We start from the raw sequence: 19,201 nt of genomic DNA, 5'->3' as shown, positions 1-19,201 counted from the left end.
GCCCGGGCGTCGACACGGGCACCCGGCCGCCACGGGTCGCCGGTCCGCTCGCCGCTCAGCTCGGCCCGGGCCGCGTCGCGAATGGCGTTGCCGTAGGCGCTGATTCGATTGCGATGGAAGGCGGGGGCGAGCAGCGCGCGCTCCCGCTTGTGTCGTGCGTCCCGGGCCAGAATGAGCGAGGCCGCGCCCACCATCGGCTCGATGGGATTGGGCAGCGGCGGCTCGAGCAGTTCGACAGGTGCCCGGAACACCTCGCGCGCTCCGTCCGGGGTGGCGGTGAACAGGACCGATCCCAGGCCGGGGATGCGCACCCGGAAGGGATCCCCGGCCTGTCCGTACCGGCGGGAGACGTACCACTCGAGGATGTCGGGCATGGCGCTCCAGGAGGTCGTGGTATTCATGGGCGCTAAGGCAAATCTGTTTGTTTCGAAATATAGGACTCCAGTCGTGTCGCGTCAGCAGCTTTCCGCCCGGATCGTGATCCCGGCGATCTCCGTCGTCACCCTGCTGCTCGGCGGCTGTGCGACCACCGTGAGCGGTCACCCGCGGGCCGCCTCCGGTGACAATCTGATTCCCGCCACCACCGCGGTCAAGCCGACGGGCAAGCCCGGGCCGGGCGCGCCGAGCACCACCCCGCGCGCGGACCGCGGCGGCCACACCGATTTCCAGGCCTCGATCGGCGATTGCGTGAAGCTGGGCGGCACCACCACCGACGCCACCATCGACTCGGCCGTGTGCGGCAGCCCGGACGCCAACTACCAGGTGACCGGTAAGGCCCCGATGAACGCCCAGTGCGGCAAGGGCGCCGACCAGGTCTACTACGAGACCCTCAACGGGATCGAGACCGGCGCGCTGTGCCTGACCATCGACTGGCGGGTCGGTGACTGCATGGAGGTCGGAACCGATGTGGCACACCGGATTCCGTGCACCACCCGGGATGCCACCGACGGCGTGAAGGTCGTCTCCATCCTGCAGAACACCACCAGCGTCGACTCCTGCCCCGGCGACAACCAGGGCTATGTCTACGAGGAACGCAAGGTCGTCGTCTGCGTCGACACGCTCTGATGCAAAGTCGACACGCTCTGATTCGAAAGAGAAGGGGCGGCGATCCGAAAATCGCCGCCCCGCAGTACTTCTCCGGCTAGATGGGGTAGTACCCGGAGCCGGTGCCGCCACGACCGTTGAGGTCGGCCATGATCGAGCTCATATTGGTGCCCACCTCGGGACCGAAACAGGCCACCGCCAGGTAGGCGTTCACCATGCCGACCAGCGTGGTGCCGACGACGACCGGTGCGCCGGAATCGCCTTCCACCACGCACATCTGGCTCCAGGTCTCGACGCTGGTGTCGAAGACGTCACCCCAGGACAGCCCGCAGGTGTTGCCGGTGGTGCGGCCCTCCTTGCAGACGATCATCGGGAATCCCGGCGGGCCGCCGAGTCCGGTGATGGTGACATTGCCGATCCGGTTGACCGGGATGACCCGGTCCGGGTTGAACTGGATGACGGCGTAGTCGAGGTCGTGGTTGGAGTAGACGAACTGCCCGATCTGCCCTGCGGCCCTGTCCTTCTCGGCCCAGACCTTGGCCCCGGCGTCGCCGCAGTGCCCGGCGGTGATGCCGACCAGGCGGCCGCCGCCGTCGTGGCCGATGGTGGTCACGGTGCACTCGAACTGGTCGTCAATGATGATTCCCGAGCCGCCGCCGATGACGGCGGGCGCGGGATCGGCGGTGGCGGCTCCGGCGCCGAAGAGCGCGGTGCTCAGTGCGACGGCGAAAGCGCCGCCCGCCCCGGCCAATTTCTTGATCATGTCCCTCCAGACGTCGGAAGCCGCACGAATCTCAACCTGCGGTTACTCATCCTGTCAGTATTCGTGCCCGGTTGCCTCTTGTACTGCCACATGTTGCCGAGCCGTGTCCTGCTGGGGTTCGGGGCTGATACCTAGTTGGATGGAGATATCGGAACAATGCACATGCGCTATCGAATTCCGATAAATTTGATCCTATAAATTGTTACCCGGTCGATGTTCACATCTGCGACCGTCGGTCTAAATTAGAACATGTTCTAGATAACTGCCTGGCTTTTTGGGCTCGAAACCAACCCTGATGTGGCTGTTCACAGCCATAAGACGAAAGTGATCCGGGTCTATGACCGGAACCACAATCGGTGATGTGCTTTTCCTAACTCCGTAGTAAGGTGCGTCAAGCAACAGTCGCCGGGGACGGGTAACTCCGGCGTCGAGAGGGGTAGTCAGTGCACGTGACCACGAGCCCGGCGGACCAGGGGAGTCCACCCGCGGCATCACGGATGAATGCGGCCGTGGATTGGGCCAAGGGGTACTGGCAGGACCATCCGAAACGCTCGCTGGAAACCGGCGGCCGGATGATGTCCATGGGCGTCTCGGCGGTCGCCGAACTTTTCATTGCCATTTTCCGCCGTCGCTTCCCGTTCGCGGAGTTCATCCGGCAGTGCGCCTTCATGGCCAATGTCGCGGCCGCCCCCACGCTGCTGGTCGCCATTCCCATCGGTGTCATCGTCTCCATCCAGGTCGGCTCGGTCGCCGGGCAGGTCGGTGCGACCTCTTTCATCGGTGCGGCCAACGGGCTGGGCATCATTCAGCAGGGCGCGCCACTGGTCACCGCGCTCATGATCGCCGGCGCGGTCGGCTCCGCCATCTGCGCCGACCTCGGCTCCCGCACCATCCGCGAGGAGATCGACGCCATGAAGGTGATGGGCGTCGACCCCATGCGCCGCCTGGTCGCTCCCCGCCTCGGCGCGGCCATGCTGGTCTCCGTACTGCTGTGCGGCTTCGTGGTTTTCGTCGGCTTCCTGACCGGCTATGTGTTCAACATCTTCGTGCAGAACGGCACCCCCGGCTCCTACATCGGCACCTTCTCGTCCTTCGCCATCACGACGGACCTGGTTGTCGCGCTGCTCAAGTCGCTCATCTACGGCCTCCTCGCCGCGATCATCGCCTGCGACTCCGGGCTCAATGCCAAGGGCGGCCCGGGCGGTGTCGCCAATGCGGTGAACACCGCGGTGGTCATGTCGGCCGTCATGCTCTTCGGCGTCAATCTGATCATCACGCAGCTCTACAACTCACTCTTCCCGCCGCAGGTGGTCTGAGCCGTGTCCGCTACTTACACACCGCCGCTGCTGCGGCCGCTCAACAAGCTCAAGGGTGTGGCCGGTGCGCCGCGCGACTGGCTGGCGCGCATCGGTCACCAGGTCTTCTTCTTCCTGCGCTCGATCGGCTCCATGCCGATGGCGTTCAAGCATTACCCCAAGGAAGTCTGGCGGCTGCTGTCCGACGTCACCTGGGGCAACGGCAATCTCGTGGTCGGCGGCGGCACCATCGGCGTGGTGCTGATCCTGTCGGCGTTCGGCGGCATGACCGTCGCCATCCAGGGCTACACCTCGCTGAACCTGCTGGGCCTGAGTCCTTTGACCGGTGCCATCTCCGCGTTCGCGACCACCCGCGAGCTCGGCCCGCTGCTCGCGACCGTCGCCTTCGCCGCACAGGCGGGCTGCCGGTTCACCGCGCAGCTGGGCGCCATGCGCATCTCCGAGGAGATCGACGCGCTGGAATCGGTTGCCATCCGGCCGCTTCCGTATCTGGTCAGCACCCGCATGATCGCGGCCATGATCGCCATCGTGCCGCTGTACTGCATCGCGCTGCCACTGGCCTACATCTCCTGCTCGCTGACCGTGGCCCTGGTGGGCGGCACCGCGACAGGCACCTTCCAGCACTACTTCTATCAGTTCCTGATTCCGCACGATGTGCTGTACTCACTGCTGAAAGCGGTGCTGTTCGTCGCGCTGACCACCTTTGTCCAGTGCTACTACGGGTATTTCGCCTCCGGCGGTCCCGAGGGCGTGGGCGTGGCGGCCGGTCGCGCGATCAAGCTGTGCATCATCGCGGTCGTCTTCGCAGACCTGTTCATGACCTTGGCGATCTGGGGCGTCAACCCCGGCATCCGGATCTCGGGATAGGGGGCCGCACACCATGCTTATCGATCCGAGTGGGCGCGGACCGACGATGCGGCAGCTGCTCATCGCCGGGGTCTGCGGCCTCACCGTCGTGGCCGTCGTGCTGGGCTTCCTGTTCGCCCGCTACCGCGGTTACGGCGTCGAAAAGGTCAATGTCACCGCCAATCTCACCACCACCGGCGACGGTCTGCCCGCCAACGCGGACGTGAAGTTCCGCGGCGTGCTGGTCGGCGCGGTCCACGACGTCACCGTCGCGGCCAAGGGCGAGAAGCAGGAGGTGCACATCGAGATGAAACCCGAGTACGCCCCCGGCATCCCGGCCAATGTCACCGCGCGCGTCGTGCCCTCCAACCTGTTCGCCGTCACCTCGGTCGAACTCGTCTACAACGGTGCGGATTCCACGCACCTGAAGGAGGGCTCGCAGATCGCGCAGGACGAGTCCAAGGGCACCATCGCCCTGCAGGACACCCTGACCAAGGTCCGCGACATTCTCGGCCAGATCGATCCGGTGCAGTTCGGCCGCGTGCTCGGCACGCTGTCCTACGCGCTGGACGGCAGCGGGCGCATGCCCGGCTCCACCGTCGAGCGGCTGGACCGCTGGCTCGAGCAGGTGCGCGGTTCGGTGCCGGACGTCGGCGGCTTCCTCGACGATCTGTCCGGTTCCATGCACGCGCTCAACCAGTCCGCGCCCGAACTCATGGGCGTGCTGAAGGATTCGGTCGAGACCGCCAAGACCATCTCCGACCGCCGCGCCGAGCTGACCTCGCTGCTGGCGGGTACCTCCAACACCATCGACAAGGTGAACGGGCTGTTCGCTCGCAACCCCGATGTCGGCAAGGACGTCACCAACGGGTCCAGCGCCTTGTTCGGCGCGCTGGCGGACAACCCGGACGCCATCCCGCAGGCCATCTCGAACCTCAACGACTCGGTGCGCAGGCTGAGTTCGACCTTCAATTGGGGTCCGCAGCAACAGATGCGGTGGAACATGGGCCTCACCTTCACCCCGTACAAGCCCTACACCCGTGACGACTGCCCGCGCTACGGCGACCTCGCCGCGCCCAGCTGCGCCACCGCGCCGCTGGTCTCGGATCCGGGCACGCTGCCGGAGGCCATGCGGCCCAAGGCCATCGACGCCGCGCAGGGCCTCCCGATCACGCCGCCGCCCGCGGGTTTCCCGCTGATCCCCGGCCTGACCGCCACCGGTACCCCCACCGACGCGCCCGACGCCGCCCAGAAGCCGGGCACCGACCCGCTCGCGGGCACCCCGCTGCAGGGCCTGTTCCCGAACCTGGCTCCGGCTCCGGCCGCGGCCGCTCCGGCGAGCCAGCCGGGTTCGGTGCCCACCGCCGGGAATATCGCCCTCACCGGTGACGACGCCATCACCGCCCTGCTGGGCCGGCGTCCGACCGCGGCCGAATACCTGCTGTTGAGCCCGATCCTGAAGGGTGCCACATTGCAAGTGACCGAAAACGGTGCCGGCCGATGAGCATTCGCAAACCGCTGATCGGATTCACCATCTTCGCGATCGTGTCCGTCCTGGTGACCGCGGTCATCTGGAACACGCTCGCACGCACTGTGTCGGGCAGCACCAACTCCTACAGCGCGACCTTCACCGATGTGCTCGGCCTGCGTGCGGGCGATGACGTCCGGATGGCCGGTGTGCGTGTCGGCAAGGTCGAGTCGATCGACCTGGACAAGAAGAACCAGGCGGTGGTGAAGTTCATCGTGCAGCGCGATCAGACGCTGTTCGGCGATACCAAGGCGCTGGTCCGCTACCAGAACCTGATCGGCCAGCGCTATGTCGCGCTGGCGCCGCCGGATCCGAAGAAGCCGCACACCGGTGATCATGTGGCGCTGAAGAACAACGCGTCGATCCCGTTGGAGCGCACCGAGCCGTCCTTCGATGTCTCGGCCCTGCTCAACGGATTCCAGCCACTGTTCCAGGTGTTGCAGCCGGAGCAGGTGAACAACCTGTCCAACACCTTCATCCAGGCGCTGCAGGGCGACAATGTGTCGCTGGCCGCGTTCATCACCCAGGCCGCCTCGGTGGCCTCGGACTTCGAACGCCGTGACGGCATCCTCTCCGATGTCATCACCAACCTCTCGGGCGTGATGTCCGGTCTGGCCAAGCGCGGCGACGAGCTGGAGACGCTGGTCACCCAGACCCGCGCGCTGATCGGCGGCCTCTACGCGCAGGGCCAGTCGCTGCAGTCCTCGACGGTCCAGATCGCCGACGCCACCACCGCTCTGGTCGGCATGTTCGGCTCCATTCAGCCCAAGCTGGTGCTGGCGCAGAACGCCAGCCACGACGCGCTGGCGCTGCTGCTCAACAACGGCGCCAAGCTGGACCAGGCGGCGGTGGACCTGCCGGCCATCCTGGCCAACGTGGGTAAGTTCACCCAGAACGGCACCTACGCCAACGCCTACGTGTGCAGCCTGGACGTCTCGCTGTACGGCATCCTCTTCCCGCGCGGCCTGTTCTCGCAGGTCGGCGGCAACTCCCACTCGGCGGTGTGCCGGCCATGATGACGAAACTCAAATCGCGCTTCAACGCCAACAAGAACTTCTGGCTCGGCGTGGGCGGCGTCGCCCTGATCGCCGCGCTGCTGCTGGGCTCCACCGCCTACAAGCAGATCGGCATCGGTCAGCAGACCGTCAAGGCCGAATTCGTGCAGACCGCCGGCGTCAAAGTCGGTGACAAGGTGGATGTCTCGGGCGTTCCGGTCGGCACCATCTCGGGCGCCGAGCTCGAGGGTGACCACGTGCTGATCACCCTGAACGTGGACAAGAAGGTCAAGCTCGGGCCGGACGCCAAGGCGTCGATCAAGATGGCGACGCTGCTGGGCGCGCGCTACATCGACCTGACGCCCGGCGACGGCTCCGGCCTCAAGGGCAACCGGATTCCCAAGTCCAACACCGTCGTTCCCTACAACCTGGCCGATGTGGTGCAGGAGGGCACGCCCAAGTTCGAGGAACTCGACACCAAGAAGCTGGCGGATTCGCTGAATCTGATCAACCAGCAGATGGGTGACACCCCGAACATGACGGTGCAGGCGCTCGACGCCATCGGCGCGCTGGCCAAGACCATGAACAGCCGCAAGGACCAGGTCGACCAGTTGCTCAAGGACCTGGACCGGGTCACCAAGATCCTCGGCGACAATCGCAACAGCCTGCTGCTGGTGATCACCCAGGGCGACGCCATCGCCAGCCGGGTGATGGAGCGCCAGGGCCTGCTCAAGAGCCTGCTGGACAATATCGCCACGCTCAGCGGGCAGTTGCAGCAGATCGGCGCGCAGAACCAGAATCAGTTCGGCCCGACCCTGATTCAGCTCAACACCATGGCCGAGGGCCTGCAGAAGAACAAGGACAATCTGGACCGGTTCCTGTCGATCCTGCCGCCGTCCGTCCGGCAGTTCAACAATGCCTTCGGTAACGGCAACTACGGCGAGGTCGCACTGCCGTGGCTGTTCCCGGACAACTGGCTGTGCTTCGCGCAGGTGAACGAGGGGTGCCACCAATGACACTCGGTATGCGAATTGCCAAGGCCGCCATGATCGGTGCGGTCGGCCTGTCCATCGGCTCATGCTCCATCGTGCCGCTCGGGGTGAAGGACGCCGCGGGTCAGACCCAGCACTTCACCGCGGACTTCCTCAATATCGCGGGCATGTTCGAGGGCAACCCGATCACGGTGCTCGGGCTCGAGGTGGGCCGGGTCGACAAGATCGTGCCGAAGGGCATGTACGCCGAGGTCCACATGACGGTGGACAAGGGTGTGGATATCCCCAAGAACGTTCAGGCCGCACTGGTTTCGCCGTCCATCGTGACCGACCGGCACATCGAGCTGACCCCGCGCTACACCGGCGGGGACAAGCTGAAGGACGGCGCACACCTGACGACCCAGCAGACCAAGACCCCGGTCGAGCTGGACACCATGATCAAGACCATCGACAGCTTCGCCGCCGCGCTGAAACCCCAAGAGGGGCAGGACGGCGTCGGTCCGCTCTCGGGTCGCGTCCTGTACCCGATGATGAACGGCAACGGCGAGAAGATGCGCGATGTGCTCAACGCGCTCTCGGGCGCGTTGAAGACCGGTGTCGACAACAAGGACGCCATCTCCACCATCATCATCAAGCTCAACGAGCTGACCAGCATGCTGGCCGACAACGACGATTCGGTGCGCGGCTTCAGCAACAAGATCACCCAGATGACCGGGCTGCTCGCCGATCAGGCCCCGGGCCTGCAGGCCACGCTGGATCAGCTGAACGCCTTCCTGGCCAACACCAGTGGCGCGTTCTCGCAGTACTCCGATCAGCTCAACGGCACCCTCACCGGGCTGACCGCGGTGACCAAGCAGCTGCGCGACAACGCGGCCGGGGTCACCGAGATCGTCGACGTGGCACCGCTGCTCATGCAGAACCTCGACAAGTCGGTCAACCGGCAGGGCAACTTCATCCGCCTGCACGCCATCCTGGGCACCACGCTCTCCGGCGAGATGGTCAGCTTGTTCTGCGAGCGCATCCAGATGAAGTCGGACGGTTGCCGCACCGGCAAGATGGAAGATTTCGGACCCGATTTCGGGCTCATGGCGGCGATGTTGGGAATGACCAAATGAGTAATCGCCTGTTGCGGGAGCTGCGTTCGGGCCGTGCGGCCCGGCGTGCGGTCGTCGCCATCGCGGTCTCGGCGACGGCGGTCGTCGCCTCCGGGTGCGGCCTCACGGTGGAGAGCCTGCCGCTGCCCAAACCCGGTGCGGGCGGCGAGACCTACACCATTCACGCGACCTTCGACAATGCGCTGAACCTGCCCGACCAGGCCAAGGTCAAGGTCGGCGGTTCCGATGTCGGGGTGGTCACCAAGATCACCACCAAGGATTTCCACGCCTATGTGGACCTGGCCATCCGCAAGGACATCGAGCTGCCCAAGGGCACGACCGCCGAACTGCGCCAGGCCACCCCGCTCGGCGACGTGTTCGTCTCGGTCATCACCAAGCCCAAGACCGCGACCGACACGGTGATGCTGAAGAACGGTGACACCATCACCGACACCTCGGCGGGCGCCACCGTCGAAGAGCTGCTGATGTCGGTGTCGTTGCTGTTCAACGGCGGCGGCATCGCCAGCCTGTCCAAGCTGACCTCCGAGATGGACTCCATCGTCGGCGGCCGCGGCGAACAGCTGGGCCATGTGCTCAGCCAGATGACCAGTGTGATGGCCAGTCTCAACAAGAACAGCCAGCGCATCGACGGCACCCTCGCCGGCTTCAGCGCACTGGCCGACACCATCGAGGCCAACCATCAGCAGCTCGGCCAGGTGGCCGACACCCTGCCCGGCATGATCGGCGCCATCGCCGAGAACAACCAGGCGCTGGGCGATCTGCTCACCAAGATCTCGACAACCAGTGCGGCACTGGGCGATTACGCCAACACCACCTCGGATTCGCTGGCCAGCCTGCTCGACAATCTTTCCCAGCTGATGACGGCGCTGTCCAAGACCGATCAGACCCTGGGCCCCGCGCTCGACGCCCTGCACGAGATCCGGCCCAAGGTCGACGCCTCGTTCAAGGGTGACACGCTGGCCGTGGCCGCCACCCTTTCCATGCTGGATATCGGTCTGCTGACCGACCCGGCCAACAGCAAGTTCCCGGATCTCAAGGACCTCAACGACTTCGGGGGCAGCCTGATCCAGGTCCTGCAGATCATCTACGGCCGGATCAACGGGGGACACCGATGAACTGGGTGAAAAGCCACAAGAACCTGGTGTCCAACGCCGCGCTCGTGCTGATCCTGCTGCTCGGCGCGTCCTACCTGGCGATCAGCGTGATGCGGGTGAACCCGCTGCGCCAAACCTACCGGGTGACAGTCAATCTGGACCGTTCCGGCGGTCTGCAGGCGGGCAATGACGTCACCCTGCGCGGTTACCGCATCGGCAAGGTCACCGACATCAAGCTCGTCGACGACGGCGCGGCCATCGCGGCCACCGCCGAGATCGACAAGAAGTACTCCATCCCCACCGACACCGTGGTGGCGGTGGGCGCGCTCTCGGGCGCGGGCGAGCAGTACATCGACTTCCGCCCGAATGTCGAGTCGGCGCCGTTCCTGCACAACGGATCCGTGATCGCGTACGACGCGAACAAGGTCAAGACGCCCACCCCGGTGTGGTCGGTGCTCGACAATGCCAGCGCCATGATCTCCGAGATCGACCCGAACAAGTTCAGTGTCATCCTCACCGAGCTGGACACCGCGCTCTCCGGCGGGCCGGATCAGCTGCGCTCCATGATCGACGCGATCAGCCTGGCCACCACCGGCCTGGACAATCTGCTGCCGCAGACCACCAATCTGCTCAAGAACCTGCAGACCATCACCGGTACCACCTCGCTGGCGCAGCCGGATCTGGGTACGCTGACCCGTAATTCGAGTGTGTTGTTCAATCAGTTCAACGACGCGAATGCCGAACTCCAGAAGATCCTGGAGCAGGCGCCAGGTCAGATGCAGGCCCTCGGCGCGGTCTTGGACAAGACCGCCGATCCGATGACCAGCCTGGCCACCAACTTCGCGGCCATCACCAAGGCCGCGCAGCTGCGCACCCCGGCGCTGCGGGCACTGTTCCCGTCGCTGGTGGTCGGCACCTCCGCGATGGGCGTCCCCGGGCACGACGGCGAGTTCTACACCATCGTCGACATCTGGCCGCGTACTTGGTGCGACTACGTCACCAAGAAGGTCCGGCCGGACGTGGCCACCGACAGCACCTTCCCGAAATGGGCGGGCTACTGCCAGAACCCGCCCATGGATCAGCAGATCCGCGGGTCGGGCAATGCCCCGCGACCGGATGTGCCCAACAATGGCGCGCTCCCGCCCGCCGGCTCGGATCCGAACGAGCGGACCCTGCCGCCGCTCAAGTGAGTGCCTGTCGCAGCTCTTATGCGCAACAGGCATACTCGCTGACGAAACCTAGACGGTGCGTCCGCAGCGCACCGGGAAAGTGATCGATACATGTCGGATGACGCTGCCCAGGACAAGAAAACCGAAGACGATTCCATCGCCGAGGCCGATGCCCAGGACAGCGCAGCCAGCGCCGAACAGGCCACCGACAGCGTCGAGCAGGCTGCCGACAGCGCCGAACAGGCTGTCGCCAAGCCGGAGCTGACGAAGGCGGAGCCGGTCACCGAGGTGATCGCGCAGGAGACGCCGACCGAGGTGATCGCGACCGCCGAAAAGACCGAACCGGCAGCCGAATCGACGGCGGCCGCTCCGGACGCCGACAAGCCGCGGGCCGAACTGCCCAACTCCTCGCTCGCGGGCAAGATCGCCGTGCCGATGGCGGCGCTGATCGCGCTCGGCGTGCTGCTGGTCGCCTCGCTGGCCGGGCTCGGCGCGTTCTGGTGGCAGTCGCACACCAAGAGCAATGAACTCGCCGAGCGCGATTCCGCCAGCGCGGCCGCGTGCAACTTCGCCCGCGCCGTCTCGGTCTACGACCAGAGCACCTGGAACGACTTCGGTCCCCGCGTGCAGGCGCTGATCACCGGCGAGTTCAAGACCATGTTCGATCCGATGGCCGGCGACGTGAAGGACATCCTGTCCAGCGCGCACGCCAAGTCCTCGCTGAACGTGCTGCGCTGCGGCTGGGAGTCCGGCGACTCGGACAAGGCGACGGTGCTGGTCAGCCTGACTCAGACCTCCACCAACGACTTCCACAACAAGCCCATCGTGCTGACCATCCCGACCTACGTCGAGCTGGAGAAGCACGACGGCAAGTGGCTGGTCTCGAAGTTCCAGCCGGTCTACGCCGGTGACGAGAACCCGCTCTTCCCGGGCGCGGGCGGCAACGACCAGCAGGGCGTCCAGCCCTCGGGTACGCCCGGAGCTCCCGCCCCGTCGGCGACGCCCTCGGGCCAGCCGCAGCCTGCGCCCACCAGCGCGGCCCCGAAGCCGGGCAACTAGCAGCACCTATACGAAGGGCCTGTCTCCGGAATCCGCCGGGGACAGGCCCTTTCGTCATCCTGTGGAATGACAGCGTCAGAACAGCGTGAGCGCCTCGGGCGCCGGGGCTTTCGCGGCCGCCGCGCGGTGGCGTGGCGTCTGCGGCGCGGAATGCGTGGCGGCCGTGACCTTCTCGGCGGCCCCGACCTTTTCCGCGTCGGCGGGCTTGGTGATGGGCAGCGGCTCGGTCTTGGGCTCCTGGATCGGGAGCGGCTCGGTCACCGGGTCTAAGGGCCCCGGCTCCTCCGGTTCGGTGACGCCGGAGGCGGCGGCCCGCCGAGCGGCCTGCCCGGCCAGCGTGTCGGCCTGCTCGTTGAAGTAGTTGCCGACGTGGCCGCGCACCCAGCGGAAGCGGACCGGGCCGGGCCGGGTGGCGATGGCGCGGTCGATCTGCTGGATCAGCTCGACATTCTTGACCGCCGCGCCCGTGGAGGTCTTCCAGCCGTTGTTGCGCCAGCCGTTGATCCATTCGGAGGCGCACTTGATGGCGTAGAGCGAATCGCTCTCGATGAGCAGGGGTTCCGCGCTCGGATGCGCGCGGATGGCCTCGAGTAGTGCACGCAACTCCGCGATCTGGTTGGTGCCCGAGGGCCCACCGCCGCTTGCCGACCCGCCCGTGTGATTGACCCAGGCCCAGCCGATCGCGCCGCCCGGATTACGCAGGCATGATCCGTCGGTGCTCACGATGATCATGCGGCCTACCCTACGCGATCCGGCCGACAAGATCGGTGCCGTGGAATTCCTCTATCTCCCTACGCAATTGCGACTCCGTTCGCCGGACCGTGGCCTGCACCAATGCGGCCGCCATCTTTCCCAGCAACTTGCCGGTGAGACCGCGCGGCACCCAATACTCGGTCTCCGAGGTCAGCACCGCGCGGCCGTAGCCGAGCGGATCGAAGCGCAGGGTGATGACACAGAAGTTGTTGCACGCCGACGTCGGCTTCCCCGTCCGGCGTCGGCGCAGTGTGTACTCGATGACCGCGTTGCGGCGGTAGTCGGAGATCTCACACTCGATGGTGGGATGCCACAGGCCGACCCGCAGGGTCGCGGCGAAGACGGCTCCGGAACCGTGATCGGAATCCCCGATCGGCTCGAAGGCGACGACGCCGAAGGCCCAGTCGGGCACGAACTGATGGTTGTCCGTGTACGTGAACGCGACCTCCACCGGTGCTCCGACGTCACTCGCGTACTTGAAATGGCCCATAGGCTGCTCCCTGTCCCACGGCTGCCACCAAAAGTACTACAGCAATCCTATTTATTGCAGGGAGTCGCCCAAACGGGGTTGCTCGACAGGTTCAGGCGGTGTCGTTCAAGCGGTCGCGGTGTCGTTCAAGCGGTCGACGATGTATTCGGCGATGGGCAGCGCCGAGGTGGCCGCGGGCGACGGCGCATTGAGCACGTGCACTGAACGCGGGGTGCGCTCCAGCAGGAAGTCGTGGGCCAGCGTGCCGTCGCGCAGCACCGCCTGGGCGCGGATGCCCGCCTCCCGGGGCTGCAGGTCGGCGGCGGTCAGCTCCGGGCAGTAGCGGCGGCACTCGGCCAGGTAACCGCGTTTGAACAGCGAGTTCCGCATCTCCCGCAGCCCGGTGCGGACATTGGCGGCGGCCACCCGGTGAAAACCCGGATAGCCCAGGATCTCCCGGGCATCGCGCAGATTCACGCTGCCCTTGCGGTATCCCTCGCGCGCCAGGCCCAGCACCGCGTTCGGCCCGACGGTCAGCTCGCCGTCGATGGTCGGGCTCAAATGCACACCCAGGAACGGCAATTCGGGATCCGGGATCGGATAGATGAGCGTGTTCACCAGACCTTTGCGCGCCGCGGGCAGTCGGTAGTACTCGCCCCGGAACGGCACGATGCGCAGCGCGACGTCCAGTCCGGCCCGCCGCGCCATCCGATCGGCCTGGAGTCCGGCGCACACCACCAGTCGCCGGGCTTGCCAGCTCCCGGACGGCCCGGAAATGGTTACCGCTGAGTCTGTTTCGCTGATGGCCGTGATCTCGGTGCCGAGCGCGATCTCGCCCCCGGCCGTGCGGACCTGCTCGGCCAGCGCCCGGGTGACCTTGCCGTAGTCGATGATGCCGGTGCTCGCCACGAACAGCGCCCCGACCCCGGTGATCCGCGGTTCCCGCCGCCGCAGCTCGGCGGCGTCGAGCAGGTCCACCTCGACGCCATTGGCGACCGACCGCTCATAGAGCGCGAGCATGCGCGCGTGTTCGGCGGCGTCGGTGGCCACCAGCAGTTTTCCGCACTCCTCGAACGGAATCCCCTGGGCCGCGGCGAATTCCTTGGTGAGCTGCGCGCCGCGCACGCACAGCCGCGCCTTCAGGCTCCCCGGCTCGTAGTAGATGCCCGAATGGATGACCCCGCTGTTGTGGCCGGTCTGGTGCAGGCCGAGTTGCCCGGCCTTCTCCACCAGCAGCAGGCTCGCCCCGGGATGGCGTTCGAGAACGCGGTGCGCGGTCGCCACCCCGACGATGCCGCCGCCGATCACGCAGAAGTCGTACACACCGGGAAGTCTCACACAGCGGTGAGGCCCGAGTCTTCCCGATTCGCGACGGGGTCGGTGGCAGGGACGGGATGGCGGGCGATCTGCACGCCGTAGCGCCCGAGCGACGGGTCCGACAATGTCAGCGTCACGTCACCGTGGCTGTCCACATCGGTCCGCAGCTGGGTATTGGCCGTCGGATCGCCGGTGATGCCCAGCTGCTCGCCCAGCGGGCTGCGCAGCAGGATGTCGGCGAACGTGGCGAAGACATTGGTGTCGACGGTGAGCGAGATCGAATTGTGCTGTGCCGCAGCGACCTGCGCACCCAGATAGGTGGTGCCGAGCCGGACCTGGCCGACGAGCGGGTGCGGAGTGTCGGCCGCGGTGGACGCTCCGGTGCTGGGAACCCGGACCGGGATCGACCGCACCGGAACCGATTCCATCGGGTTGGTGGTGAAAAGCGAGGTGAGCCCGACCTTGTCGGACAGCGGTCCCGCCACCCGATCGTCCGGTTGGGTGGATCCGCCGCCGAGTTCGACGAGCGCGGGGTGTTCGGTCGGCGGTGCGGCGAGCCGCCCGGGCTCGTGCGCCATCTCGTTGGCGATGTAGGAACCGGCGGCGACGGTCAGCCCGATGCTGGCCATGCTCGCGGTGACGATGGCGCTGTAGCGGAACACCTGCGCGGTGCGGCGGATCGACCCGGCCGCCTGCGGCGCGAGTTCATGCGACATGACTGGTGCGTCCTTTCCCTCTCCCCTGGTCCCCCTGCGTCTGGACGACGCAGCGACCCGCACCATTGAAAGTCGTACGCGCGTCCAGGTTACGGTGACCTCAGGTAACACCGGCCACCGATATGACCAGGATCACAAGATGGAAAGCTTGGACATCATCAGGTTTTCCCCGTCGAAAGCCTGGGTAAAAACCTCATAGCGGCGAGCGCCAACTCGACTGCCATCGAAGAGACCTCCGGCCAACGGCGTCCGGTCGGCACCAGGCACGGCGCACCCAGGCTGGCGCTCGTTCGCTCCCTCTCGGGGACCTCGTTTCCCTGAAGGACCAAGCCCTGTGGGAATTGGGATTCTGGTCGGAGGCCGGGATGACGGCGGGTCAGGCGAACTGACCCGCCGTTCGGCCGCTTCCGGGGGGACCGGCGAAAGCCTGGGCCAGGCCGAGCCATTCGCGCGCGTCGTCCCCGCGCACGTCCAGGGCCAGATCGTCGAAGTGCCGTCGCTGGGTCACCAGCTGGCAGAAATCCAGGGCCGGACCGGTGACACGCTGCGCGGCATCCTCCGGTCCCCAGGTCCATTCGCTCCCGTCCGGAGCCGTCAGCTCGACGCGGAATTCCTCGCCGGGCGCGGTCTTTCCGTGCGTCATGTACGCGAAATTGCGGGTCCGCACGCCGATGTGCGCGATATGACGCAGGCGTGCGGTCGGTTCGCGGGTGATGCCCAGACAGTCGGCCACGTCCTGGCCGTGCGCCCAGGTCTCCATGAGGCGCGCGGTGACCATCGACGCCGGGCTCATGGGCGGCCCGAACCACGGCAGCTTGGTGCCCGCCGGGACCGTGCGCAGCGCCTCGACCAGCGCGGCGCGATCGCGGCGCCAGTCGGCGAGCAGTTGCGGCGCAGGCGTTTTCGCGCCCGCCTCGGCGGCCTCGTCGACGAAGGTGAGGACCTTGGGCAGGGCCTCCTGGACCAACTCGTCGAATTTCACCGCGTCGGTCGCGGACACCACGGCGACCTGATCGGTCCAGTTCAGGTGGGCGATCTGGTGGGCGATGGTCCACCCGGCCGCAGGGGTGTCACGCTGCCAGTCGGCGGGATCGAGGTCCGCGACCAGCCGATCGAGATCGGCGCATTCGGCGGTGAAGTCGGCGAGCAATGCCTCGAGATCGGCCACCCGGCCAGCATCGCAGCCGCTCCGGAAAAATGCAAGCACGCGTGCTTGCTTTTCCGGCCGCTCGTGCCCGGTGCTGAAAAGTGGCCGCTACCAGCCGAAAAGAATGAGATGCACGGCACCGACCACCAGGCCCAGCGCCGCACCGTGCAGATACAGCAGCCACGCGTCCTGCTCGATCGAGGCGTAGAACATCTCCATGAATTCGCCGGGCGTGAGCTGTTGCAGCTTGCGGGCGGCGAACTCGTCGATCTTCTTGGCCTGGGCCGCCGCGAATTCCGGATCGTCGGCCAGGCTCGGGGCCAGGCTCACCGCGGCCGTGGTCGCGCCGATCTTCAGATTGTCGAACTGCCGCTTGCCGAAGACGCTGCGCACCACCGAGTGGGTGGGACCGAGCTGGCGGTGGATCTCCTGGGAGATGAGCCGCTCCAGCAGCTGCCGGGTCTTGTCGCCATTGGGTCCGTCGAGCAGTTCGCGGGCCAGGTTCGGCAGGGTGAGCACCTGGTAGGCCAGGATGTGCGAGAGATCGGCCGCCGCCTCGGGCTGCCGCTTGGCCAGCAACGCCTGCTTCCACAGGTACTTGTAGCGCGGTTGCGGATCGCCGGGCTCGAACACCACCTTGACCGCGATCACGTTCACGATCACGCCGATCAACGCGGTCGCGGACAGGATGATCAACCAGCCCGGCAGCCAGCCCAGCACCGGAATGTGGTGGTGCACCTGCATATACAGGGCCAGCAGCAGGCCGAAGGGCGCGCCCAGCAGGCCGATCCGCACCATGAACCGCAGCTCCGGCGCGGCGATGGTGGTGGTCAGGTCCTTGAGGATCTCCGGATTCTCGCGCAGGTACCGGATGACGAAATCCTTGATGTCGATGAGCTGATCGACATTGTCGCCGAGCTGGTCGAAGGCGCGCCGCGCCAGCGTCGGCAGCTCGCGTTCGATGCGCTGGTAGAGCACATTGCGCACGGCATTGGGGACCGCGCCCCACAGGTCCGGGTTCTCCTGGTTCATGATCTCGTCGACCATGGCCGGGACCTGCTTGCGGCCCACCTCGGCGATGTAGTCGGCGATGCCCTCGAGGTCGAGTTCGTGAATGAAGTCGCGGGGACTGCCGATGCGCATCAGCGCCTTGTCGACGCAGATGCTGGCCATCTTCTCCGAGCGGGCGGGGATGAAGCCCTGGAAGCCGAGCCGCTTACCGTCGCCGGAGAAGGTCGGCAGCACCTGCACGCGGCGCGGGAAGTAGGGGTAGAGGTACTCCAGGCCCGGGATCCGGTAGCCCTTGAAATAGACCGGCCAGAACAACATCAGCACGCCGGTCCAGTTGGTGAGCCACCCGGCGATGGCGCTGAAGACGGGGAAGCTGATCAGATTCACGACGAGTTCGGACTGGCCGGTCAGTCGTTCCCAATCGAGGAACAGGCCCGAGGCCAGTGTCGTCATAGCAGCGTCCCCCTACGGCCGAGCTGATGGTGAGAAATCGGACTCCCAAGAACGTACCGTGTCGTGGCCCGGACTAGCCGGTGACCGGGACGTAGTCTGCGGCGGGTCCCGGAGTCCGGAATACTGGTCGATCGACCAATAGTGCGAAGGTGGGAGTTCGGCATGTCATTGGATCGTCGTGGGTTCTTCACCGGCACCGCCGCGGCCGGGGTGGCCGCGCTGGCCGCGACAGCAGCGACCGCCCGGGCCGACAACGCCCCGGCGGAGGGCAAATTCGCGCTCCCCGATTCCGATCGTCTGCGCGTTCTCCTCACCGGCGACGCGGGCACCGGCGCGCGCCCGCAGTGGCAGGTCGCCGACGCCATGCGCGAACAGCATGCGCGCGAGCCGTTCTCCTTCGCGCTCGGCCTCGGCGACAACGTCTACGAGCAGGGCCCGTGGTCGGATGACGACGCCCAGTTCGCGGCCAAGTTCGAGGACCCCAACCACGACCTCGACTTTCCTTGGCTGATGGTGCAGGGCAATCACGACAACTCCTCGATCCTGCCCGGCGACGGCGGGTGGCTGCTGCGCGGCGACCACGAGGTGGCCTATCACGCGCGCTCGCGCCGGTGGTTCATGCCGTCCCGCTATTACTCGGTGCGGATCCCGCAGGAGCGGCCGGTGGTCGAATTCTTCGTGCTGGACCTGAATCCCATCGCCGCCTACCTGCCGCCGCTGTTCCAGCCGTACTGGGCCGCGGACGGTCAGTTCATGACCGAGCAGGCGGCCTGGCTGGATCGGGCCATCGACGAGTCGCCCGCGCACTGGAAGATCGCCTGCACGCACCACCCGTACCTGAACAACGGGCCGCACGGGAATGCCGGGGAATACGAGGGATTGAGTATCGAGCCGATCGACGGGCGCTATGTGAAGGACTTCTTCGAGGCGCACGTGCTGGGCCGCTGTCAGTTCCTGCTGTCGGGCCATGACCACTCGCTGCAGGTGCTGGAGCCGAATACCGCCTCGAAGGGCACGCGCCAGATCATCTCCGGAGCGGCGGCGAAGTCGGTGCACGACGAACCGCACACGTCCGGGCGGCACACGCCGAATACGGCGCTCTACGAGAACTATTCGGATCTCGGCTTCATGGTGCTGGACCTGACCCCCACGTCAGCGGACCTGGGGGTCTACACCGTCGACCTCTCGAACGGACAGTCCACCAACGCTTTCCAGCGTCGGCTGGCCTAGGGCTTCAGGACAATCCGGATCGGGTTGCCCTCCTTGGCCTCCAGGGCGTGCACGGCCTTGGCGGCATCGGCCAGCGGCACGACCGCGCTGACCGAGCGGGAGAAGTCGACCCGTTGCAGCCCTTGCAGTTTCACCAGCTTGCTCACGTCCTCGGGCGCGGAGCCGTAGTGCCCGCGCACCTGCT

Annotated in this window: 18 protein-coding genes and 2 pseudogenes; 11 read left to right on the top strand and 9 right to left on the bottom strand. The window is 66.5% G+C overall.

Annotated features, from left to right (window positions below; translation table 11 throughout):
* Nucleotides 1-401, bottom strand: a pseudogene (locus ACWELQ_RS11610) (cytochrome P450); the annotation flags it as partial.
* Between the two features lie 46 nt (nt 402-447).
* Between ACWELQ_RS11610 and lppU the strand changes: the two are divergent.
* Nucleotides 448-1,065, top strand: coding sequence for an LppU family putative lipoprotein (lppU, locus tag ACWELQ_RS11605; protein WP_452396970.1), 618 nt, complete (start codon nt 448-450; stop codon nt 1,063-1,065).
* 76 nt (nt 1,066-1,141) lie between these two features.
* On the opposite strand, the gene ACWELQ_RS11600 is transcribed toward lppU, so the two are convergent.
* Complete coding sequence (locus ACWELQ_RS11600) at nt 1,142-1,807, bottom strand: serine protease (RefSeq protein WP_452396969.1); 666 nt, start codon at nt 1,805-1,807, stop codon at nt 1,142-1,144.
* A gap of 497 nt (nt 1,808-2,304) precedes the next feature.
* Here ACWELQ_RS11600 and ACWELQ_RS11595 point away from each other — a divergent pair, with 497 nt between their 5' ends.
* From ACWELQ_RS11595 to ACWELQ_RS11555, 9 genes are all read left to right on the top strand, one after another.
* Nucleotides 2,305-3,123, top strand: a complete 819-nt coding sequence (locus ACWELQ_RS11595; protein WP_452396968.1) for an MlaE family ABC transporter permease — start codon at nt 2,305-2,307, stop codon at nt 3,121-3,123.
* 3 nt (nt 3,124-3,126) lie between these two features.
* Nucleotides 3,127-3,990, top strand: a complete 864-nt coding sequence (locus ACWELQ_RS11590; RefSeq protein ID WP_452396967.1) for an ABC transporter permease — start codon at nt 3,127-3,129, stop codon at nt 3,988-3,990.
* Nucleotides 3,991-4,036: 46 nt separating this feature from the next.
* Complete coding sequence (locus tag ACWELQ_RS11585) at nt 4,037-5,473, top strand: MlaD family protein (protein ID WP_452396966.1); 1,437 nt, start codon at nt 4,037-4,039, stop codon at nt 5,471-5,473.
* Nucleotides 5,470-6,513: an MCE family protein gene (locus ACWELQ_RS11580; protein WP_452396965.1), complete on the top strand. Its 1,044-nt coding sequence runs from the start codon at nt 5,470-5,472 to the stop codon at nt 6,511-6,513. Before ACWELQ_RS11585 ends, ACWELQ_RS11580 begins: the two co-directional genes overlap by 4 nt.
* Nucleotides 6,513-7,508 (top strand): MCE family protein, encoded by a 996-nt coding sequence (locus ACWELQ_RS11575; protein WP_452396971.1) that lies wholly within the window; start codon nt 6,513-6,515, stop codon nt 7,506-7,508. The genes ACWELQ_RS11580 and ACWELQ_RS11575 overlap by 1 nt, the downstream gene beginning before the upstream one ends.
* On the top strand, nt 7,505-8,599 hold the full coding sequence (locus tag ACWELQ_RS11570) for an MCE family protein (RefSeq protein WP_452396964.1): 1,095 nt from the start codon (nt 7,505-7,507) through the stop codon (nt 8,597-8,599). Before ACWELQ_RS11575 ends, ACWELQ_RS11570 begins: the two co-directional genes overlap by 4 nt.
* Nucleotides 8,596-9,714 (top strand): MCE family protein, encoded by a 1,119-nt coding sequence (locus ACWELQ_RS11565; protein ID WP_452396963.1) that lies wholly within the window; start codon nt 8,596-8,598, stop codon nt 9,712-9,714. Before ACWELQ_RS11570 ends, ACWELQ_RS11565 begins: the two co-directional genes overlap by 4 nt.
* A complete protein-coding gene (locus ACWELQ_RS11560; RefSeq protein ID WP_452396962.1) occupies nt 9,711-10,883 on the top strand; it encodes an MlaD family protein in 1,173 nt (390 codons plus the stop codon). The genes ACWELQ_RS11565 and ACWELQ_RS11560 overlap by 4 nt, the downstream gene beginning before the upstream one ends.
* A gap of 90 nt (nt 10,884-10,973) precedes the next feature.
* On the top strand, nt 10,974-11,921 hold the full coding sequence (locus ACWELQ_RS11555) for a hypothetical protein (protein ID WP_452396961.1): 948 nt from the start codon (nt 10,974-10,976) through the stop codon (nt 11,919-11,921).
* A gap of 75 nt (nt 11,922-11,996) precedes the next feature.
* On the opposite strand, the gene ACWELQ_RS11550 is transcribed toward ACWELQ_RS11555, so the two are convergent.
* From ACWELQ_RS11550 to ACWELQ_RS11525, 6 genes are all read right to left on the bottom strand, one after another.
* Nucleotides 11,997-12,653: a ribonuclease H family protein gene (locus ACWELQ_RS11550; protein WP_452396960.1), complete on the bottom strand. Its 657-nt coding sequence runs from the start codon at nt 12,651-12,653 to the stop codon at nt 11,997-11,999.
* Between the two features lie 10 nt (nt 12,654-12,663).
* Entirely contained in the window at nt 12,664-13,164 is a 501-nt protein-coding gene (locus ACWELQ_RS11545) for an SRPBCC family protein (protein WP_452396959.1), read from the bottom strand.
* Nucleotides 13,165-13,269: 105 nt separating this feature from the next.
* Complete coding sequence (gene lhgO / locus ACWELQ_RS11540) at nt 13,270-14,466, bottom strand: L-2-hydroxyglutarate oxidase (protein ID WP_452396958.1); 1,197 nt, start codon at nt 14,464-14,466, stop codon at nt 13,270-13,272.
* Nucleotides 14,467-14,477: 11 nt separating this feature from the next.
* The gene (locus ACWELQ_RS11535) at nt 14,478-15,176 is read right to left on the bottom strand and encodes a hypothetical protein (RefSeq protein ID WP_452396957.1); all 699 of its coding nucleotides are present in this window, start codon (nt 15,174-15,176) and stop codon (nt 14,478-14,480) included.
* A gap of 376 nt (nt 15,177-15,552) precedes the next feature.
* Nucleotides 15,553-16,344, bottom strand: a complete 792-nt coding sequence (locus ACWELQ_RS11530) for a TIGR03084 family metal-binding protein (RefSeq protein ID WP_452396956.1) — start codon at nt 16,342-16,344, stop codon at nt 15,553-15,555.
* An 87-nt stretch (nt 16,345-16,431) separates the two neighbouring features.
* Nucleotides 16,432-17,787: a hypothetical protein gene (locus ACWELQ_RS11525; protein WP_452396955.1), complete on the bottom strand. Its 1,356-nt coding sequence runs from the start codon at nt 17,785-17,787 to the stop codon at nt 16,432-16,434.
* Nucleotides 17,788-17,949: 162 nt separating this feature from the next.
* Between ACWELQ_RS11525 and ACWELQ_RS11520 the strand changes: the two genes are divergently transcribed.
* Nucleotides 17,950-19,017, top strand: a complete 1,068-nt coding sequence (locus ACWELQ_RS11520) for a metallophosphoesterase (RefSeq protein WP_452396954.1) — start codon at nt 17,950-17,952, stop codon at nt 19,015-19,017.
* Here the strand turns inward: ACWELQ_RS11520 and ACWELQ_RS11515 are convergent.
* Nucleotides 19,014-19,201, bottom strand: a pseudogene (locus tag ACWELQ_RS11515) (zinc-binding dehydrogenase); the annotation flags it as partial. The gene ACWELQ_RS11520 and the pseudogene ACWELQ_RS11515 sit on opposite strands and share 4 nt — an antisense overlap.

The sequence above is a fragment of the Nocardia sp. NPDC004722 genome, from assembly GCF_053601505.1.
This window is presented reverse-complemented; position numbering and strand designations above follow the sequence as displayed.

Excerpts from the sequence above, each read along its gene's own strand:
- ACWELQ_RS11600 (WP_452396969.1), bottom strand. The coding sequence starts at position 1,807 with ATGATCAAGAAATTGGCCGGGGCGGGCGGCGCTTTCGCCGTCGCACTG.
- ACWELQ_RS11595 (WP_452396968.1), top strand. The coding sequence starts at position 2,305 with ATGAATGCGGCCGTGGATTGGGCCAAGGGGTACTGGCAGGACCATCCG.
- ACWELQ_RS11585 (WP_452396966.1), top strand. The coding sequence starts at position 4,037 with ATGCGGCAGCTGCTCATCGCCGGGGTCTGCGGCCTCACCGTCGTGGCC.
- ACWELQ_RS11580 (WP_452396965.1), top strand. The coding sequence starts at position 5,470 with ATGAGCATTCGCAAACCGCTGATCGGATTCACCATCTTCGCGATCGTG.
- ACWELQ_RS11575 (WP_452396971.1), top strand. The coding sequence starts at position 6,513 with ATGACGAAACTCAAATCGCGCTTCAACGCCAACAAGAACTTCTGGCTC.
- ACWELQ_RS11570 (WP_452396964.1), top strand. The coding sequence starts at position 7,505 with ATGACACTCGGTATGCGAATTGCCAAGGCCGCCATGATCGGTGCGGTC.
- ACWELQ_RS11565 (WP_452396963.1), top strand. The coding sequence starts at position 8,596 with ATGAGTAATCGCCTGTTGCGGGAGCTGCGTTCGGGCCGTGCGGCCCGG.
- ACWELQ_RS11560 (WP_452396962.1), top strand. The coding sequence starts at position 9,711 with ATGAACTGGGTGAAAAGCCACAAGAACCTGGTGTCCAACGCCGCGCTC.
- ACWELQ_RS11555 (WP_452396961.1), top strand. The coding sequence starts at position 10,974 with ATGTCGGATGACGCTGCCCAGGACAAGAAAACCGAAGACGATTCCATC.
- ACWELQ_RS11550 (WP_452396960.1), bottom strand. The coding sequence starts at position 12,653 with ATGATCATCGTGAGCACCGACGGATCATGCCTGCGTAATCCGGGCGGC.
- ACWELQ_RS11545 (WP_452396959.1), bottom strand. The coding sequence starts at position 13,164 with ATGGGCCATTTCAAGTACGCGAGTGACGTCGGAGCACCGGTGGAGGTC.
- ACWELQ_RS11535 (WP_452396957.1), bottom strand. The coding sequence starts at position 15,176 with ATGTCGCATGAACTCGCGCCGCAGGCGGCCGGGTCGATCCGCCGCACC.
- ACWELQ_RS11525 (WP_452396955.1), bottom strand. The coding sequence starts at position 17,787 with ATGACGACACTGGCCTCGGGCCTGTTCCTCGATTGGGAACGACTGACC.
- ACWELQ_RS11520 (WP_452396954.1), top strand. The coding sequence starts at position 17,950 with ATGTCATTGGATCGTCGTGGGTTCTTCACCGGCACCGCCGCGGCCGGG.